The organism is Armatimonas rosea, from assembly GCF_014202505.1.
Lineage (GTDB): Bacteria > Armatimonadota > Armatimonadia > Armatimonadales > Armatimonadaceae > Armatimonas > Armatimonas rosea.
This window is the reverse complement of the sequence record NZ_JACHGW010000002.1, coordinates 1,493,914-1,510,615: the sequence shown is the minus strand read 5'-3', so window position 1 is coordinate 1,510,615 and position 16,702 is coordinate 1,493,914. Positions and strand designations below refer to the sequence as shown.

General features: G+C 65.3%; 10 protein-coding genes. 3 read left to right on the top strand and 7 right to left on the bottom strand.

Features of this window, described 5'->3' with window-relative positions:
* Nucleotides 1-7: 7 nt before the first annotated feature.
* Complete coding sequence (locus tag HNQ39_RS14915) at nucleotides 8-973, bottom strand: C1 family peptidase (protein WP_184197597.1); 966 nt, start codon at nucleotides 971-973, stop codon at nucleotides 8-10.
* Between HNQ39_RS14915 and HNQ39_RS14910 the strand changes: the two genes are divergently transcribed.
* Nucleotides 972-3,611: an ATP-binding protein gene (locus HNQ39_RS14910; RefSeq protein ID WP_184197593.1), complete on the top strand. Its 2,640-nt coding sequence runs from the start codon at nucleotides 972-974 to the stop codon at nucleotides 3,609-3,611. The two genes, HNQ39_RS14915 and HNQ39_RS14910, sit on opposite strands and share 2 nt — an antisense overlap.
* Here the strand turns inward: HNQ39_RS14910 and HNQ39_RS14905 are convergent.
* Genes HNQ39_RS14905 through HNQ39_RS14885 form a run of 5 tightly spaced genes read right to left on the bottom strand, consistent with a single transcriptional unit; the run spans nucleotide 3,608 to nucleotide 10,315 of the window.
* Nucleotides 3,608-5,224: a hypothetical protein gene (locus tag HNQ39_RS14905; RefSeq protein ID WP_184197590.1), complete on the bottom strand. Its 1,617-nt coding sequence runs from the start codon at nucleotides 5,222-5,224 to the stop codon at nucleotides 3,608-3,610. The genes HNQ39_RS14910 and HNQ39_RS14905 overlap by 4 nt on opposite strands.
* Entirely contained in the window at nucleotides 5,215-5,976 is a 762-nt protein-coding gene (locus tag HNQ39_RS14900; RefSeq protein ID WP_184197588.1) for an ABC transporter ATP-binding protein, read from the bottom strand. Before HNQ39_RS14900 ends, HNQ39_RS14905 begins: the two co-directional genes overlap by 10 nt.
* Nucleotides 5,977-5,980: 4 nt before the next feature.
* Nucleotides 5,981-6,820: a metallophosphoesterase family protein gene (locus HNQ39_RS14895; RefSeq protein WP_184197585.1), complete on the bottom strand. Its 840-nt coding sequence runs from the start codon at nucleotides 6,818-6,820 to the stop codon at nucleotides 5,981-5,983.
* Nucleotides 6,821-6,836: 16 nt separating this feature from the next.
* Nucleotides 6,837-9,389 (bottom strand): diguanylate cyclase, encoded by a 2,553-nt coding sequence (locus tag HNQ39_RS14890; protein ID WP_184197582.1) that lies wholly within the window; start codon nucleotides 9,387-9,389, stop codon nucleotides 6,837-6,839.
* 38 nt (nucleotides 9,390-9,427) lie between these two features.
* Complete coding sequence (locus tag HNQ39_RS14885) at nucleotides 9,428-10,315, bottom strand: RsmB/NOP family class I SAM-dependent RNA methyltransferase (RefSeq protein WP_184197570.1); 888 nt, start codon at nucleotides 10,313-10,315, stop codon at nucleotides 9,428-9,430.
* Between the two features lie 152 nt (nucleotides 10,316-10,467).
* Between HNQ39_RS14885 and HNQ39_RS14880 the strand changes: the two genes are divergently transcribed.
* Nucleotides 10,468-10,887, top strand: coding sequence for a hypothetical protein (locus tag HNQ39_RS14880; RefSeq protein WP_184197567.1), 420 nt, complete (start codon nucleotides 10,468-10,470; stop codon nucleotides 10,885-10,887).
* A gap of 4 nt (nucleotides 10,888-10,891) precedes the next feature.
* Nucleotides 10,892-15,841, top strand: coding sequence for a DUF4132 domain-containing protein (locus tag HNQ39_RS14875; RefSeq protein WP_184197560.1), 4,950 nt, complete (start codon nucleotides 10,892-10,894; stop codon nucleotides 15,839-15,841).
* Here HNQ39_RS14875 and HNQ39_RS29635 read toward each other — a convergent pair.
* Nucleotides 15,838-16,701 carry a hypothetical protein gene (locus HNQ39_RS29635; protein ID WP_221290016.1) on the bottom strand — a complete coding sequence of 288 codons (864 nt, stop codon included), beginning with the start codon at nucleotides 16,699-16,701 and terminating at the stop codon, nucleotides 15,838-15,840. The two genes, HNQ39_RS14875 and HNQ39_RS29635, sit on opposite strands and share 4 nt — an antisense overlap.
* Between the last annotated feature and the right edge of the window lies 1 nt (nucleotide 16,702).

Sequence of the window (16,702 nt, the reverse complement as noted above, 5' to 3'; positions counted from 1 at the left end):
CCCCTCCCTACTTAATGCCATCCCAGGCGGCGGCATAGGCATCGTAGGCGTACTTGCGGACATAGTTGAAGCTCAGGAGCCAGTAGCCCTCGTAGCCGGAGCCCGTGCCCCAGCTGTTGCGGAAGATCAGGTAGCCACCGCCAGGGTACTCTTTCGAGCGCTTGTAGCCCACGGCCACCATCGAGTGTCCTCCCTTGGGACCGGTGAAGTCGTTCAGGAAGTTCAGGCCGAGGGCACTGCCAAAGGTGTAGGTCGCGCCTTGCTTTGTGTTGGGCCAGGCCTGGCCGATGGCGACAGGAATCTTGTTATCCAGCAAGTGACAGACCTTATCGAGCTCCTCCTGACTCTTGCCCATCACCCCATCGTCGAAGACAACCCAGAACTTCTGCTCCAGCGAGCGGTAGGTGCCACCGTCGATCGCGGACTTCGTGGGCTGCCAGCCCGGATTGAAGGCACTCTGGTAGGGAGCCAGTGCAGCATCGCCGACCCCGTAGCTCTTGAAGCCCGCGGCGATATTCTTGAAAAAGTCGCCGTCGTTCTGGTTGTTGGTGGCCTTATTGGTGGCCCAGTTGAGGTACTCCTCGCTGAGCGCGGTCTTGTTTTTCTCGCCCCAAGAGGCCCAGTTGTACTCTAGCAAGAACGTCATGGCAAACACCGAGCAGGTCCCACGCGCCCCCTGGGCCTTGATGGGCAGGCCATAGGAGGCGATCAGTGGCCGTAGGTCGGCGTCGGGCTGGAGTGCCTTGAAGATCGCGGGATTGAAGGTCACAGTGGTATCGAGCTTTCCGACAATCCACTCCTGTACCCGAGTCGGAGAGCTATGGGTGGTGGGGTCCTTGAGCTTGAGGGACGTGACGAGGGTGGGCGTGAACCGGTAGGTGCTTGGGGGCTGAGCGCGCCGGGCCTGTGGCTGTGCCACTGCTGCGGAGCAGAGTGTCCCCACCGTCAGTAGTAAGAAAGTTCGTCGTTCCATGCAGGCACTCTACCGGCACCGTGTGGACGAGAGTGTGGACGAAAAGCAGGAAATACGGGGACGAAGGGGCAATAAGGGAGCAGTGTTGCGGATTCAGCTGTTGGGCCGTGTTGAGATTTCGGTGGCGGGAGCCCCTCTGCCGTCGTTGCGTGGGAAAAGTGGGCTCTGGCTCCTGGGAGTTCTGACCCTCCATGCCAACAAGAGCCTGGAGCGCGACTGGCTCGCCGGCATCCTCTGGCCTGAGAGTAGCCCGGAGCAGGGCCGGGCCAACCTGCGCCGCACGCTCACGGACCTGCGCCATGCGCTAGGCCCCGCCGCCGAGCGCCTGACCACCCCCACCCCGCAGACCATCACGCTCCAGCTGAGCCCAGACGACGCCGATGTGCTGGCGTTCCAGGCGGGGGCTCTGGAGCGCTACGGCGGCGAGCTGCTGCCCGGCTGCCCACTGGAGTGGGTCGAGACCGAGCGGCGCGTGCTGGCAGAGAGCTTCTTGGCGCAGGGCGAGGCACGTGCGGCGCAGCTTCCCCCCAGCCAGGCTCTGGAGCTCCTAGAGCGGCTCCGCGCCACCGATCCCCTGCGCGAGTCGCTCCTCCGGCTCCAGCTCACGACACTGACCCAACAAGGCAATCGCGCCGAGGCCCAGCAGCTCTACCATCGGTTCCGGCGCCTGCTCCTCGAGAGCCGCCTCGGGGAGCCGTCCCCCCAGACCCAGGCGCACTGGCAAGCCCTCCAGAGCGCCACTCCGGCTCCCACCGCGACCGCAGCCGAGTCGCTCCCCCAAATCCCCACTCCCCTCACCGCACTCCGGGGCCGCGAGCGGGAGCGGGAGACACTCACCAAGCTCCTGCAGGCACACCGCCTCGTGACCGTGACCGGGCTGGGGGGGATCGGCAAGACCCGCCTCGCGCTGGAGGTCGCACGGGCGCATTCCTCGGCACGCTTTCTCGAGCTCGCGGAGTGGCAGGAGCTCACACGGCTCCCAGAGACACTCGAAGGGCTCCTACCACACTCCCCCGAAGACACCTTGCTGGTCCTGGACAACTGTGAGCAGCTGGTTGGGGCAGAGGCAACTCGCATCTTGCGCACCGAGCTGGAGCAACGGCCTCATGTCCGCTGCCTGGTCACCTCACGGCGGGCACTGGGGCTCACCGGCGAGGTGCTCTTTCCACTGGAGCCCCTGGAGCTCCCCCAGCACCGTGGCTCACCGGAGCGGCTAAGCGAGTTTGCCAGTGTCCAGCTCTTTGTCGAGCGTGCGAGTGCGCTACGCCCTCGCTTTGCCCTCACGGAAGAGAACGCGGAGGTCGTTGTCGCTCTCTGCCAGCAGGCCGAGGGGTTGCCGCTGGCGCTGGAGCTACTCGCCGCGCACCTGCGGAGCCTGACTCCGGAGGCGCTCCTAGCGCAGGTCCAGCGCACGCGCCTACCGCTGCTGGCACGACGCACCGAAGGCGAGACTCCTCGGCACCAGAGCCTCACCCGCATTGTCGAGAGTAGCCTGGGACTCCTCAGCGACCAGCACCGCACGGGCTTCCGGCGGCTCGGTGTCTTCCGGGGCGGCTGGAGCCTGGAGGCCGCACAGGCTGTCTGTGGCCTCCCCGATCCGCTCGCCACCCTCACGCTCTTGGAGACACTGGAAGACAGCTCGCTGATCCGCTCCCACGACGGCCGCTACTCCCAGCTGGAGACCCTCCGTGAGCTTGCTCTCACGAGCCTCTCCGAGCAGGAGCATGCCGATGCCCTGCGTGCACACGCGCAGTTCTTTGTCGAGCTGGCGACACAACACACCAACACCACCACAGGGCTGACCACGCTCGACACCGAACAAGCCAACCTGCGTGTGGCTCTAGAAACCTTGCTTGCCCTCGGGGACACGGCGGGAGCCTTGCGCTGGGCACGGGCACTGCGGCTCTACTGGTACCACCGTACGGGGGGACGTCCTCTCCTGGAAGGCATCCTAAGCCACCTCACGGCCACAGCGGAGCGCGCAGAGCTGCAGGAAAACGTCGGGGTCCTCTGCGCAATGAGTGCCGACTATGAGACCGCCCAGAGCTACTTTCGCGAGGCGCTTACCTACTTTCGGGAGGCGGACGATATCCTCACCCAGGCGAGGATTCTCAGCAACCAAGCAGGCATGGCGCTTGAGCGGGGAGAGCTCGTGGCGGCCCGCCAGGGGCTCGAAGAGGCTCTTGCTCTCTGGCGAGCCCTCAACCAGCCACGCGGTATTGGGGTCACCCTCAACAACCTGAGTATTATCACGATGCAACAGGGTGAGCTGGAGGAAGCCGAGCGCCTGATCGACGAAGCCCTTGCTCTGCGTCAAGCGCTGGGGGATAGTGCAGGAATTGCGACCGTCCTCATCAACCGTGGCTCACTGGAGCAGCGGCGCCGTGATCTGCCGCGCGCCGAGGCCGCCTACCAGGAGGCCCTCCAGCACTTTACCGCGCTAGGAGACAGGCGCGGTGAGGCCGCTGCGCTTGTCGGCCTGACGGAGATTCTGCTCGATCAGGGACAGCCCGCACAAGCACAGCGGCTCTTCCAGGAGCTTGTCTGGCTGCGCCAGGAGTACCAGCTCACCATAAACTCTCTGCACGCGGACCTGCAGGAGCGGATCCAGCGGAGCCAGGAGGCCCTCTCCCACTAGCTCTCGGGGCGGGCGACCCGGGCGATGATCTGCGGCTCACGCTCCAGCAGCCAGCCCTCGGTCAGGCGGAGCGAGAGTGCGTAGAGCCCGCCCGTGTAGCACAGGGCGAGCGGCACTGTCAGCCAGAGCCAGGTGCTCTCGATCCAGAGGGTCGGCACGAGAACAGCGGCCAAGACCGGGACATAGAGCACGAGTGCCGCAAGGGTGATCCCAAACTGGAGGAACCCCTCGCCGCCACTGGCACCACGCGTGCGGAGCCCGTTGGGATTGACCCTCTGTGGGAGCATCACCGAGACAGCATTCCCCACTGCGGTCATCACCACCGAGGCGCAGAGCATCCAGGGAACCAGCACGATTAGCATGTCGGGGCGGTGGAGTGCGGCGCAGAGCCCCACCGTTGCCAGCAGGTTGAGCGGGAGGATCGCCGAGAGATTGGCCAGGTTCTTTCCCAGAAGTAGCACGCGCCGACGAAGAGGGTAGGCAAAGAGCAGGCTCGCGGCGTTTGCCTCGGCCCCGAAGATATTGTAGGAGAGCCGGGTCTGCTGCACCAGCCCCAGCGATGTCGCCACCCACAGCGCGATGGTCGAGCTGACTCCCTCGCTCCCTCGTCCCCGGCTGAGGGCGGAGAAGGCCCCGATCACCAGCATCGTGAGATAGTTCATCACCAGGAGCCGGAAGTAGGGATCGCGGGTGAAGATCGCCCACTCTTTCTGGACAATCGCCCCCAGAATGCCCCGGGCACGCCCCAGGCGCCGCCGTGTGCTACCTTGTGCCTTTTTCCGGGTGCCTGTCGGTGCAGGAACCCCGACCGCCTCCCCCTGGTAGGCCTTGCCCACCAGCCACCCCGAGAGGGAGAGAGTCGCCACGGTCACCAGCCCCAGCGCCCCGAGATAGGCGATTGCCAGCGGCCAGAGCCCCTTCATTCCCGCCCCCACCGCACGCGCCGCCAGCCCCGATGGCAAGAAATTCAGCCCGTCCCAGAGGGGGCTGGCGAGAAAGGCACGCCAGTCGGTCTTGACCGCATCGCGGCTCAGGGTCTGAACCCCCACCTGCCAGGTGATCCAGAAGAGGGGCACGACCAACAAGACCACATCGCGCCACTTCCGGCTCCGCAGGACGCCCTGAAGCGCCAGCGTGACCGCCTGGCTCGCCGCCAGGGTCTGGAATAGAAAGAACGACACGGCAGTCACCGCGACAAGGGCCGCCCCCACCCCGTGAAATGCCGCTCCGACCACCGTGGCCAGGAGGGTTGGGAGGAGAAAGAGGGTCGTGAGCTCCAGGAAGCAGCCCAGGATCGCCCCGAGAAAGAGCGTTCGGACCGGCACGGGATAGACAAACAGCCGCGTGATGTCCTGTGCCTCGTTGGGCTGGAAGCCTAGCAGCGGCCCCACCACCCAGATCCCCGCCAGCAAGAGCAACGCCGCCCGGAGCGCGTCCTCTCCCAGGGTCAGGTCGAGCTTGACGAGGCCATAGCCCAGCCCCCCCGCGAGCGCCAGAGCATAGGGGCCCAGAACCACCAGCCCGATAATCGAGCCCACCAGCGAGCTCTTGTTGCGGGTAAAGCCGCGCAGTGTCAGCCGCCAGCGGAGCCAGAGCAGCCGCTTTAGAGCCACGTCAGGTTCTCGGTGTGGGTCGCCTCGGCGGAGACCAGCTTGAGGAAGACATCCTCCAGAGCACCGTCCTCGCCCGCCTGCTCCCGTAGCTCCGCGATCGTCCCCTGGCCCACGAGCTTGCCCTTCTGGATGATGGCGATCCGGGTACAGAGCCGCTCGACTACCTCCATGACATGCGAGGTAAAAAAGATCGTCGTGCCGTGCTCGGTGAGGGCCTTGAGGACATCGCGGATGGCGCGGACGGAGATGGGGTCGATCCCATTGAAGGGCTCGTCCAGGAAGAGAACGCGGGGTCGGTGGATCAGCGCTGCCGCCAGCGCCACTTTCTTCTTCATCCCCATCGAGAAGTCCACGATCAGCTTGTCGGAGTCGCTCGCAAGCTCCATCACGCCCAGAAGATCGCGCGTGCGCTCCTCGGTCTCGGTGCGGCTCAGGCCGTACATCTGCCCCGCAAAGAGCAGCATCTCCCGCGCCGTCAGCCGCTCGTAGAGGCTGGTTTCCTCGGGCAAGATCCCAATCACGCGCTTGACATCAAGGGGCTGGCTCGCCATGTCGTAGCCCGCGACCAGCACCTGGCCCTGGGTGGGACGGAGCATCCCCGTGAGCATCTTGATGGTCGTGGACTTTCCCGCGCCGTTGGGGCCGAGAAACCCAAAGAACTCCCCCTCCGCCACATCGAGGTCGATGCCATCGACCGCGCGCTGCTTGCCGTAGTCTTTGACCAGGCCACGGGCTTGAATACTGAGCTGCATATTGCTAGAGAGCCTCCGGGGTCGGGATTGGTTGTAGGCGCTTGCCGTGGGCGGGGTGCAGGGCGTGCTTGCGAAAGCCCTCGAGCGAGACACTGCCATCGGCGAAGACACTCAGGATGCTGTAGCCGCTACTCTCCAGCCCACTTCCCTCGACCAGCGCCGCCAAGGTGAGGTAGGGAATCCCCTGGATCACGGTCTGGGCGTTGCTATGGCTGTGCCCCATCACCACCGCACTGACCTTCTTGCTCTGCTCCAGAATCCGCCGGACATCGGGGGCGCTCTTGACGGTGTAGGGGCTCTCGGGCGGGGTGTCGAGCCGCTGGTGCACAAAGACCACGACCGGCCCCTTGGCCTTTGCAAGGGTCTTCTCCAGCCAGGTGCGCTGCGCCAGGGGAAGCTCGGTGTCTTTCCAGGAGAACTCGCCCTCGCCGTAGGCCACTCCATCGGAGCGGAAGCAGGCATCCAAAAAAATCAGCGTGACCCCCTTGCGGTGCACGGTGTAGTACGAGTGCTTCTTCCCCACGGTCGCCAGAAACTCCGATTTCTTCAGGGTGGCGACACAGTGGTTCCCTAGGACATAGTGGCGGTCCGTGCTCAGGGGGGTAAAGACCGCATCGATGCGGCGGAGAAACTCCAGCTCGGTTGCGGTATCGGCGCGCTCACCGGCATCGATAAGGTCCCCTAGCTCCACAGCGACATCGACCTTCTTCTCGCGCAGGACCCGAACCGCCTCGTCCAGCTTGGTCAGAGACTCACGGTAGTAGCGGTTGGCGCGAGGGCGGCTGTCGGCATAGTGGATATCGGTAACTAGCCCGATCGTCAGTAGCGGTCTTGGGTCGCTCATGCCGTATTCTACGGCATTAGGCGGCCTTTCGTGCCTCAACCAGCACTAAGGGATTGTGCCCCTCCACCACGCTCGCCTCGTTGCCGGCCATGCTGCGTAGCTTTCGGTCGGTCTTGTCCTCGTACATGTGCTGGTCGGCGTGGGAGAGAAGTGACGTGCAGTCGGTGCCGTCCTCGGGGAAGCAGGCGGCCCCGATACTCACGCCCAGATGCAGCGCGCCCAGGCGGGGGTGCTGGAGACCCGGGTCGTAGAGAGAGATCACCCGCCGGATGGTATCAGCGACCTTGGCCGCCTCGTCTGCCCCCGCGTTCTCCAGCACCACCAAGAACTCATCGCCGCCGTAGCGGGAGACAATATCGCGCACCCCCACCGAGTCCCGCAGGAGCTGGGCGAGGTCGCGGAGCACCTGGTCGCCGCGCAGGTGGCCGAAGTTATCATTGACGGGCTTGAAGTTGTCTAGGTCCAGACAGAGCACGGCGAACCGATCGGTCGTGCCCACGCCCTCGACGCAGCGCTTGTCCAGGTACTGGGTCAAGAAGCGCAGGTTATAGAGCTCGGTGAGCGGGTCGGTAAAGGCATGGTTTCGGGTGCGGTCGTAGAGTAGGCCGTTGTAGATCGCCATCGCGGCACGCTCGGCGATCATCTCCAGCAAGTGCTGGTCGTGCTGGCTAAAGGCGGCCACTTGCTGGTGGTAGAGGTTGATGGTTCCCAGCGCCTCGCCCTGGTGGACAATGGGGACGATCAAGGCGGCGTTGAGGGGGACCCAAGGCACCTGGGTAGCGCTCATGATCAGGAGATCGTCGGCATCGTAGGCACCGACAAAGGTCTTGCGCTCCTCGACCACGCGCTGTGAGAGGCTCTCCGGCCCCAGTGTCTGACAGCTGACGAAGTGCTCGCGGTTGGTTCCCACGGCAGCCCGCGCCACTAAGACGGGTGCCGACGTGTCACCCCGGTCCTCTTTCAGTAAGAACAGGCACGAGGTTCCCGGCAAGATCGCCTCCAGCTTGCGGGCGAGGATCTCGAGTGTCTCGGAGATTCCCATGCTGGCCGAGAGGGTCTGTGCCACCTCGTAGAGTGCCCAGAGCTCCGACGATGCCTGCTGGATATCGCGGGCGGCCTCTTCTGCCTTTGTGGCATAGACCGGGGTCTCTTTCCGCGCCACGAGCGGGCCGTGCCCCTCGCGCGCCATCTCCTGCACGACCCCATCGATCACCTCTAGGAAGGCTTGGGCAATCTTCGGATCAAAGTGCGTCCCCGCATCGTTGCGAATGGTCTCCAGCGCACGGGTGTGGTCCCAGGCATTGCGGTACGAGCGGGTGGAGGTCAGGGCATCGTAGACATCTGCGACCGCCAGGATCCGGGCCGTGTAGGGAATGTCTTCCCCCTTGAGCCCCTCCGGGTAGCCCGTGCCATCCCACTTCTCATGGTGGTACTTGACGCCGGGGAGCACGGGCCAGGGAAACTCCACCGGGTCCAGGATCGCGGCCCCGATCTCGGGGTGCTTTTTGATCTTGTCGAACTCCTCGGGGGTGAGCTTGCCGGGCTTGAGCAGGACATACTCCGGTACCCCTAGCTTGCCGATATCATGCAGAAGCGCTCCCGTACGCAGCCCCTCCATCTCGTTCTCGGAGAGCCCCAGGCGCTCGCCCACCGCGACCGCGTAGCGCTGCACCCGGATAATGTGCTGGTGGGTGTACTGGTCCTTGGCATCGATCGCCAGCGCGAGGCTCTTGATGGTCGCCAGGTAGAGATCGGCGAGCTGGGCCTGGCTGGTCTGGAGCTCCTCGATATGCTGCTGCTTCTCCCGAGTCCGCGCCATGTAGGTCTCGTAGATCATGTAGGTGAGGTAGCCCACGGGCGCCAGAAAGAGCAGGACGGTCAAGACCACGTTTTGTTGTTGCTGGTGGAGTCTTTGATCGAGGATGTGAACCAGCAGCAGAGCGAGCCCGCTGGCACTCGCACCGGCCAGATAGCTCGGCAGGGTCCAGAGGAAGTTCTCCTTCCAGAGCGTCACAAGCTTCTGGTTGGTCGCCAGCGCGATCACGGTGGAGACCCCGCCCGTGTTGACCGCGTAGTAGACCAGCGCCCCAATCAGGACCGCCGGGAGGTGCCCCACCTCAAGATACGGCGAGACTCTCCCCTGGAACCAGTCGTGGACGGTGAGGTCACGCAGGAGAGAGACCACAAGCCCCGCCAGGGTGGCCTCGATGGTCGAGATCGCGACATTGAACCAGCGCTGGTACGACGGCTGCGAGAAGCACCCCACAAAGACATTGGCACAGGCGGCAAACACCGCCGCCGCAGGCCCAAAGTGAAGCATGGTCGCGTAGATTACCGTAAAGCCCAAAGACATCGAGCCGACATCATCGCCGATATTCTTCCCCGTGAGCTTGATCTTTTTAGGGCCAACAATGGCAGCCAGCATCAAGAAGAGCACAAGGTGTGTCCAGCTCCGGCCCTCGGCACTCCGGTAGTGTGCGAGCTGCCAGACCGCCAGCAGCACCAGGGCTCCGCCTATTCCATAGACAAGCTTTAAAAAGATCTGGGCGCTGAGGGGTAGTGTCTTCATCTCGTATTCACGCAATGCTAACGAATATGATTGGTTCGTCAGACACACTTCTGAATACCAGACAATTGCAAAAGGGCGACAAATCCCCCCGCGCCAAATCCCCGTCCCTCGTCGGGCCAGAGACGGTAGCTGGGAAACGACGCGTGCGGCGAGCGGTGCGCAGCGTGCGAGGGCAGCTCCTGCGCCATCAGCTCGGGGAAGCGGCTCAGGAGCCAGGCGACAACCTCCTCGTTCTCCTCCGTGGCGTAGGTGCAGGTGGAGTAGAGTAGGAATCCCCCCGGTGCCAGCAGCCCCACGGACTCGGCGAGGATGCGTTTTTGGCGGTTCGCGCAGGAATTGACATTGACCGGGTGGAACGCCCCGGGGTTGTCCTGTCCCCGCGCCAGCAGCGACTGCCCCGAGCAGGGCGCATCCACCAGCACGACACGTGCCTGCCCTGCTAGCTCGGTCGCCAGCACCGACGGGTCCGCGCAGCGGGTCTCGGCAGGGACCTGGCAGCGCCGCAGGTTTCCGGTCAGAGGCCCGAGGCGCTTGCCGATCACCTCGTTAGCGATCAGGCGCTCCGGAGCGAGCGCACGGTGGGCAAAGATGGTCTTGCCCCCCGGTGCCGCACAGACATCCACGACCGTCCCCCCACTCGGGAGCCCACAGAGCGCGCTGGCCTCAAACACCGACGACAGATCCAAGCAGTAGTACGCGCCTTGGTCGTGGAGGGGGTTGCGTCCGGGACGCTCGCCGTCGGCCATGGCCTCCACAAACGCGGGCTGCCACGGCGGGGGGGGGAGACTCTCAAACGGGCTCTCCACGGACTCGCCGAGCCAGAGCACCGCCGGCCGAGCGCTCTTGCCCGCCTCCAGCGCCGCCAGAAAGGCCGCAGGGTCCGGGGCGAGCTTTGCCGCCAGCTTGCGCGCGTATTTATTGGGCATGGGGTAGAGTTTACCCCGGGAAGAGTATTCCAGCATAGCCAACCGAATCTACTGCGTCCGCAGGGACGCGTCGCCCTCTCAAGCCCGGAGACTCGTTCTCCGGGCGACGAAAAAGGCTTTCCGTTTACGCCGCTTCTGCCGAGTATTTGACCATGATCGTCGAAGGCACACTCTTTGGGCGCGGGCGGGCGCTCTTTCCCTCTTTTGAAACCTCCTCTGTCTTGTCAGAGTGCTCCCCCACCCTCGCGGCGCTGATCGAGGGCATTGTTCGTGAGCAAGTCGATGCCTTCCACCAGCGCCAGGAGAGCCGTGCCGTGCTGACCGCGCTCTCGGCGGAGGCTATCACCGCGGGCCTGGCGGCGGGGCGCGTAGCGCCGTCCCTCCCCGATGAAACACCGGCACAACACGTGGATGTCGAAGTCGCTATCGAGAGTGCCCTCACGGCGTTTCGCGATGGCCTTTTCTTTGTCTTTATCGACGATATCCAGTGTGAGGTGCTGGAGGCCCCCGTGGCCCTGCGCCCCGACTCCCGGATCACGTTCCTGCGCCTGGTCGCGCTGGCAGGAGGTTAGAGCGATGCTTGCTCCCCAAGTGGCGCAAGAGCGCCTCAAGACCTTCGCCACGGAGTCGCAGGAGAGCCGCACGGCCCGCATTCTCGGACTTCCCAAGCCCCTCCAAGGGGTCGCGTTCTTAGCCGTTCGGTGCGAGCCCGACGGAACACCGCGTACCATCGGCTGGGAGGCTACCCCCAAGATTGGCTTGGCCCTCGATAGCCTCACCGAGCCAGAGCGCCTGCGGGTCTTTACGGCGCTCCTTCCAGGGGTCGCGGCTCATCTACCGGAGCTCTGGCGGCTCCTGAAGACCCTGCCTTACCAGAGCGGCTATGCCCGCAAGGGCTTTCGCGCGCCGAACAACCTAGAGGCAAGCCAGCGGCAGCGTGCAGAGAAGTTCCTCCTCCTGCTCGACGCGCTCTGGCCCTATGCCCACCAAGACAGCGCCTGGGTCGCGGCGTGGGCACCGTATCTCTCGGCCTATGCCACCCAAGACGCCCTTGGGCTCCTGCTGGCCGCGGCCCTGAACCGGGGCGATACGGCGGTCTTCTCCGTCCTGCGGGACTCGCTCCACAACGAGCACGAAATCGGCGCGATGGGTCGGCATGTGACCAAGGCCTTCCTGAGCGCGAGCCACCCCGAGGGCTGGGAGCTCTGTGAGCGGCTCTTGCTGACCGCGCAGCGCCAAGAGGGACTGCGGCAGGTGCTCTTTGAGTCCGCCGACGAGGCCCACCCGGAGGCCTTCCGACGCCTGCTCCGGCTGGTGATCGAGCACGACCTCACGCGGTTTTCGTCGCTGGTACGTGCCCTGGATGTCTGGCTGGGCTTTGGGCTGGAGTCCTACCAAGAGCGCGAGGTCAAGCGCCTGATCGGGCTACTCCTGGACCACCTGGACGATCCCACGCTTCGGGCGCGCTCGCTGGAGACGGGCGACACGCAGGCGGCGTGTGTGGCGCTCTGGACCGCGGGCTTCGACGATGCCGAGCGCGCGATTGCTCTCTGTGCGGCGCTCCAAAGCGATCCGCGTGAGGACCGCCGGATTGTCGCCTGCTTTCTGCTGCGACTCTTCCAGCTCCCTCAGGCAAGCCTCGCGCTGGTGCCGTTTCTCGACGATCCCTCCCTGAAAGTGGTGGCGGCCGCCCATGAAAATTTTGAGCCCTTGGCCTCCACGTGTCCTGATCTTTTTGAGCGTCTGGAGCGCAATCTCCCGCGCCTCCCGGAGCACGCGACGGTCTATAGCTCCCCACTGGGAGAGTGGCACCGGCTCACGCTCCAGCGCTCCGACCTGGCCGACATGCTCCCCCGTGTGCGCGGTGAGCGTCCCTGGGCACGGGTCCTCGCGCACCTGCCTGCGCTGGGCCAGCATGGGCAGTATGTTCTCCTAGACCTGCTCGATAAAGAGCCCACCATCACGCCAGAGCAACGCGGGGCAGTCCTGAGCCTGGTCGGAGGCGGCTCGCAGTGGGTACGTGAGCGTGCCCTTGCGGTGCTCGAAAAGACCGCCCTGACCGCCGCCGACGCTGCGCCCCTAGAGGCGCTTCTCACCCGAAAGACCGAGGCACTTCGTCGTGGCGTCCAGAAAGCCCTCCTCACCCTCCCCGACCCCGATGCCCTTGCCAGCGCCGAGCGCCTGACCCGCGCCAAGTCCCCCGAGCAGCGGCGCGCCGGGCTCGATCTGGCCGCGCAGCTGGTCGCCCAGAAGCGTGCCGTGGCCGGGAGCCAGCAGCTCGCCATTGAGTACCGTGAGGCGCGTCAAGGCAAGGCACTCGATAGCCAGGAAGAGAGTCTCCTGCACCAGATCGCCCAGAGCGAGGCCGTGGTGCCACAGATCGACGATGCCCTGGGCCTGCTCCGCCCCGAGGGCCGCGCTGCCCCACGAGTCCCCGCCCTCAAACCCGGCCCCTTTGTCTCCGAGGCAACCCGGGCGCTGGTGCTGGGCCTCCGCGACACGGTCCTCCCCCACCTGAGCCGCGAGATCGAGGTCGAGGTTCTGCAAAACCAGTGGGACCTGGGAACCGTCGAGACCCGCGTTGTGGGGACGCACACGGTCTTACTGGGCCAGGCCAACCTCCCCCTCCCGGACCCCAAACTCTCGCGTGAGCAGAACCTAGCCCGCCTCCCCCTCGCCGAGGTCTGGACAAGCTTCTACGAAAATCGCCCCAAGGCCCAGCGCGACCCCGATGGCTTTGAGCTCTGGCGCGCCCTGGTCGCCGTGGAGTGTGTCTACCACTTTCGTAGTACCCCGCGTGGCTCCTACCACTTCCCCCCCGAGGCCAATCCGCAAAAGCTCTACACCCAGCTGATCAAGCCGGAAGAAACAATCGAAAACCGCCTCTTAATCACTCTGCTTAGCTGGCTCCTCTATCTCTACCCCACCGGCGAAAACACCGTGGAGTTTCTCCTGGACGCGGTCGAGACCGAGCTTGCCACGCCGTCGTTGGAGACCCGCCCCACTCGTACCAATGCGCCCCGTCCCTATGAAGGAGAGCGTGCCGCGTGGCGTTTTGATTGGAATTTTTGGTGGTTCTGGCAACACCGCATCCCGCAAAGCCAGCAGCTCTACGCCGACCAGTGGACCCGCGAGCGCTGGCAGCGCTACTGGGGCCTGCTCCGCTGGAGCGAGCAGCCCATCGTCGCGGAGAAGCGCCCCTCGCTCCTGGGACGACTCAAGGCGGCTCTCCAGCCCAGCGAGAAGCCCGAGATGGAGTTTGCCCGCGCGATCCCCGCCTGGAGCTCGACCCGCGCGGCGTTCGAGGCAGGAGTCGCCACTGAGGACGACCTGATCGCGGTTCTTCTGGCACGCTATGCGCCGCTGAAAAATGTCCGAACCTACCACGGGGAGTTTCGTGAGCTAGGTGGGCTCAGCGGACGGAAGGCATCGTTTCAGCCGGAGCTGATCCAGCGCCTTCGTGAGCGTATTCTCGAGGTCGAGCTCGCACGAGGCGAGGCGGAGACGGCGGCGACCCTCCCCGCCCTCAGCCTGCGCTATGTCGGGGGGGCCGCTGTCCTCGTGCGCGTCCTCAAGGCCTTCCCGCGCGAGAGCTTTGTGCGTGGCTACCTCTGGCGCGGCCAGCAGAACCGCTCCGCCGTGTTCTCGCACCTGTGCCGCGCGACCTATCCCGGCCCCGACGATCGCCCTGAGCAGCTTCAGGAACTCGGGGAGAAGCGGCTGATCGAGGTGGCGGTCTATGCGCCGCAGTGGGCCGCGCTCGTGGAGCAGGCCCTGGGCTGGGACGGTCTTGCCGAGGCGGTCTGGTGGCTCCATGCCCACACCAAAGACCGCCAGTGGAGTGTCGATCAGGAGCTTCGTCAGGAGTGGGCCGCCCAGATCGCAGGCTACACACCGCTCATCGCCGACGATCTCACCGACGGGGCGGTCGATGTGGCGTGGTTCCAGCGGGTCTTTGCCCAGCTTGGGGAGGCACGCTGGAGAAAGCTGGATGACGCCGCCAAGCTGGCCTCGTCGGCGGGGGGCCACACCCGTGCCCGCCTCTTCGCCGATACCATGCGCGGCCAGGTCACCGTGAGCGAGCTCGTCGATCGTGTCCAGCAAAAACGCCACCAAGACGCCGCACGGGCACTCGGGCTGGTGCCCCTTCTCGATCAGAGCGACCTCCTGACACGCTACGAGGTGCTCCAGGAGTTCCTGCGCGGCACCAAGGCGTTTGGGGCGCAGCGCCAGGAGTCCGAGAAGCGCGCCACGACAATCGCCCTGGAGAACCTCGCCCGCACCGCCGGCTACCCCGACCCCGTGCGCCTGGAGTGGGCGATGGAGGCACGATCTCTGGAAGATCTGCAGGGGGGCTCCCTTACGGTAGAGAGCGGGGAGTTCTCGGTGACCCTGGCCCTCAATGCCCTGGGCGAGCCCGAGCTCCTGGCAAGCAAGCGAGGCAAGCCCCTCAAGGAGCTCCCCCCCGTGGCCAAGAAGCTCCCCGAGCTCGCGGCGCTGGTGGAGCGGCGCAAGAAGCTCCTGCAGCAGCTCACGCGGATGCGAAGCTCTTTGGAGCAAGCGATGGTGCGTGGGGATGGATTCGCGGCCCACGAGCTTCAGACCCTGCTCCAGCACCCGCTTCTTGCGCCACTCCTTCGCTCGCTGGTTTTTGTGGGCACCGACTGTCGTCTTGTCTGGGGAGAGGCGCTCCCCCATACGGGAGAGTGGCGGATCGCCCACCCGGTTGACCTAGCGCAAACAGGCGAGTGGCACACCTGGCAGGCAGCGTGCTTCGCCCAGGAGCGTGTCCAGCCCTTCAAGCAGCTCTTCCGGGAGCTCTATGTCCTGACCGATGCCGAGAAAACGGAGCGCGGCGATGGCTCGGTGCGCTACCAAGGGCACCAGGTCCAGACCCGACAGGCCCTTGCTCTCCTCGGAAAACGCGGCTGGCTCACGGGCCACGACGGCGAGAGCGCCCCGCGCAAGACCTTCCACACCGCCAATCTCTCGGTGGAGGTGGAGCTCGACGACCTCTGGGGGACACCGGGTGAGGTGGAGGGGCTGACGATCGACACGGTGCGTTTTACCCAAAAGAACCAGTGGCAGGCGCTCCCCCTTGATCAGGTCGAGCCTCGACTCTTCTCTGAGGCGATGCGCGATCTCGACTTAGTGGTGTCTGTGGCCCCTGTGGGGGGTGTCGATCCCGAGGCGAGCCTCTCGACCGTGGCGATGCGCGCCGCGCTGGTGACCGAGGCGGCACGGCTCTTGAGGCTAAGCAATGTCCGGGTGGAGACAAACCATGTCCTGATCGACGGGAGCTTAGGGCAGTACTCGGTGCACCTGGGGAGCGCGAGTGTCCATCGCTTACCGGGTGGGTTTGTCTGTATTGTGCCGGTGCAGAACCAGCAGCGCGGGCGGCTCTTCCTGCCGTTCGTGGACAGCGATCCACGAACGGCAGAGGTTGTCTCCAAGGTCCTGCTGCTTGCCCGAGATCAAGAGATTCGCGATCCCTCGATCCTGGAGCAGCTCCTGCCCCGGCGCTAGTCGATTCGGACGTTGATCCCGCCGCGGTCCTGGGTGACAGTCACCAGGAGCGTGGCGGACTTTCCGGTCTCGGTCTCGGTGCCGGTGATCGTGGCGGTGCCCTCGGCGACCGCAGTGAGGGTTGTGGGGTTGTCCTTGTCCTTCACGGTTGCCACAGCGGTGTTGCTACTGCTCCAGCTCCACTTCTCCGCAGAGGACACCACGACCGCGTCCGCAGCGTTGTAGGCGGTTCCGGTCAAGGTGAGGGTGCCCCCGGGGTTGGTGCTGGTCGTCCCGGTCACGGCCACACGGGTGATCGTGCTGGAGAGTGCCAGCGTCGCAGTCGTGGTCTGGTCCTTGACAACCGTGGCGGTACTGCTTCCCTGTGCCTGTGCGGTGCCACTGCCATCGGTGCCGGGATAGGCGGTGGCGGTGTAGGTGTAGGTCCCCGCGGGCAGGTTGTCGAAGGTAACAGTCACGGTGGTCTCGCTCAGCGAGGCGGGCCGCACCACGAGGCGCTCGGTGTTGCTGGGGCCACTCAGGACAATCTTGACACTATTGGCCGCCGTGGGCACCGCGCGTGTCCGCACCGGCCAGACCACGGTGAAGCTGAGCTTGCCCAGCGGTGCCGGTGTCGGGGTGGGCGTGGGCGTCGGGGTCGGAGTCGGGGTGGGCGTGGGCGTTGGGGTAGGTGTGGGGTTCGGATCCGGTGTCGGAGTCGGAGTGGGCACGGGTGTGGGAGTCGGGGTCGTGGTTGGGGTGGGCGTCGGGGTCGCACCACCACCACCGCCGCCACCGCCACAGCCGATCTCGACAGTTGCGATCACCGAGAGAGTGACCAGTCCCACACAGAGCGTTAGAAATCGTTGAGGTGCTCTCATC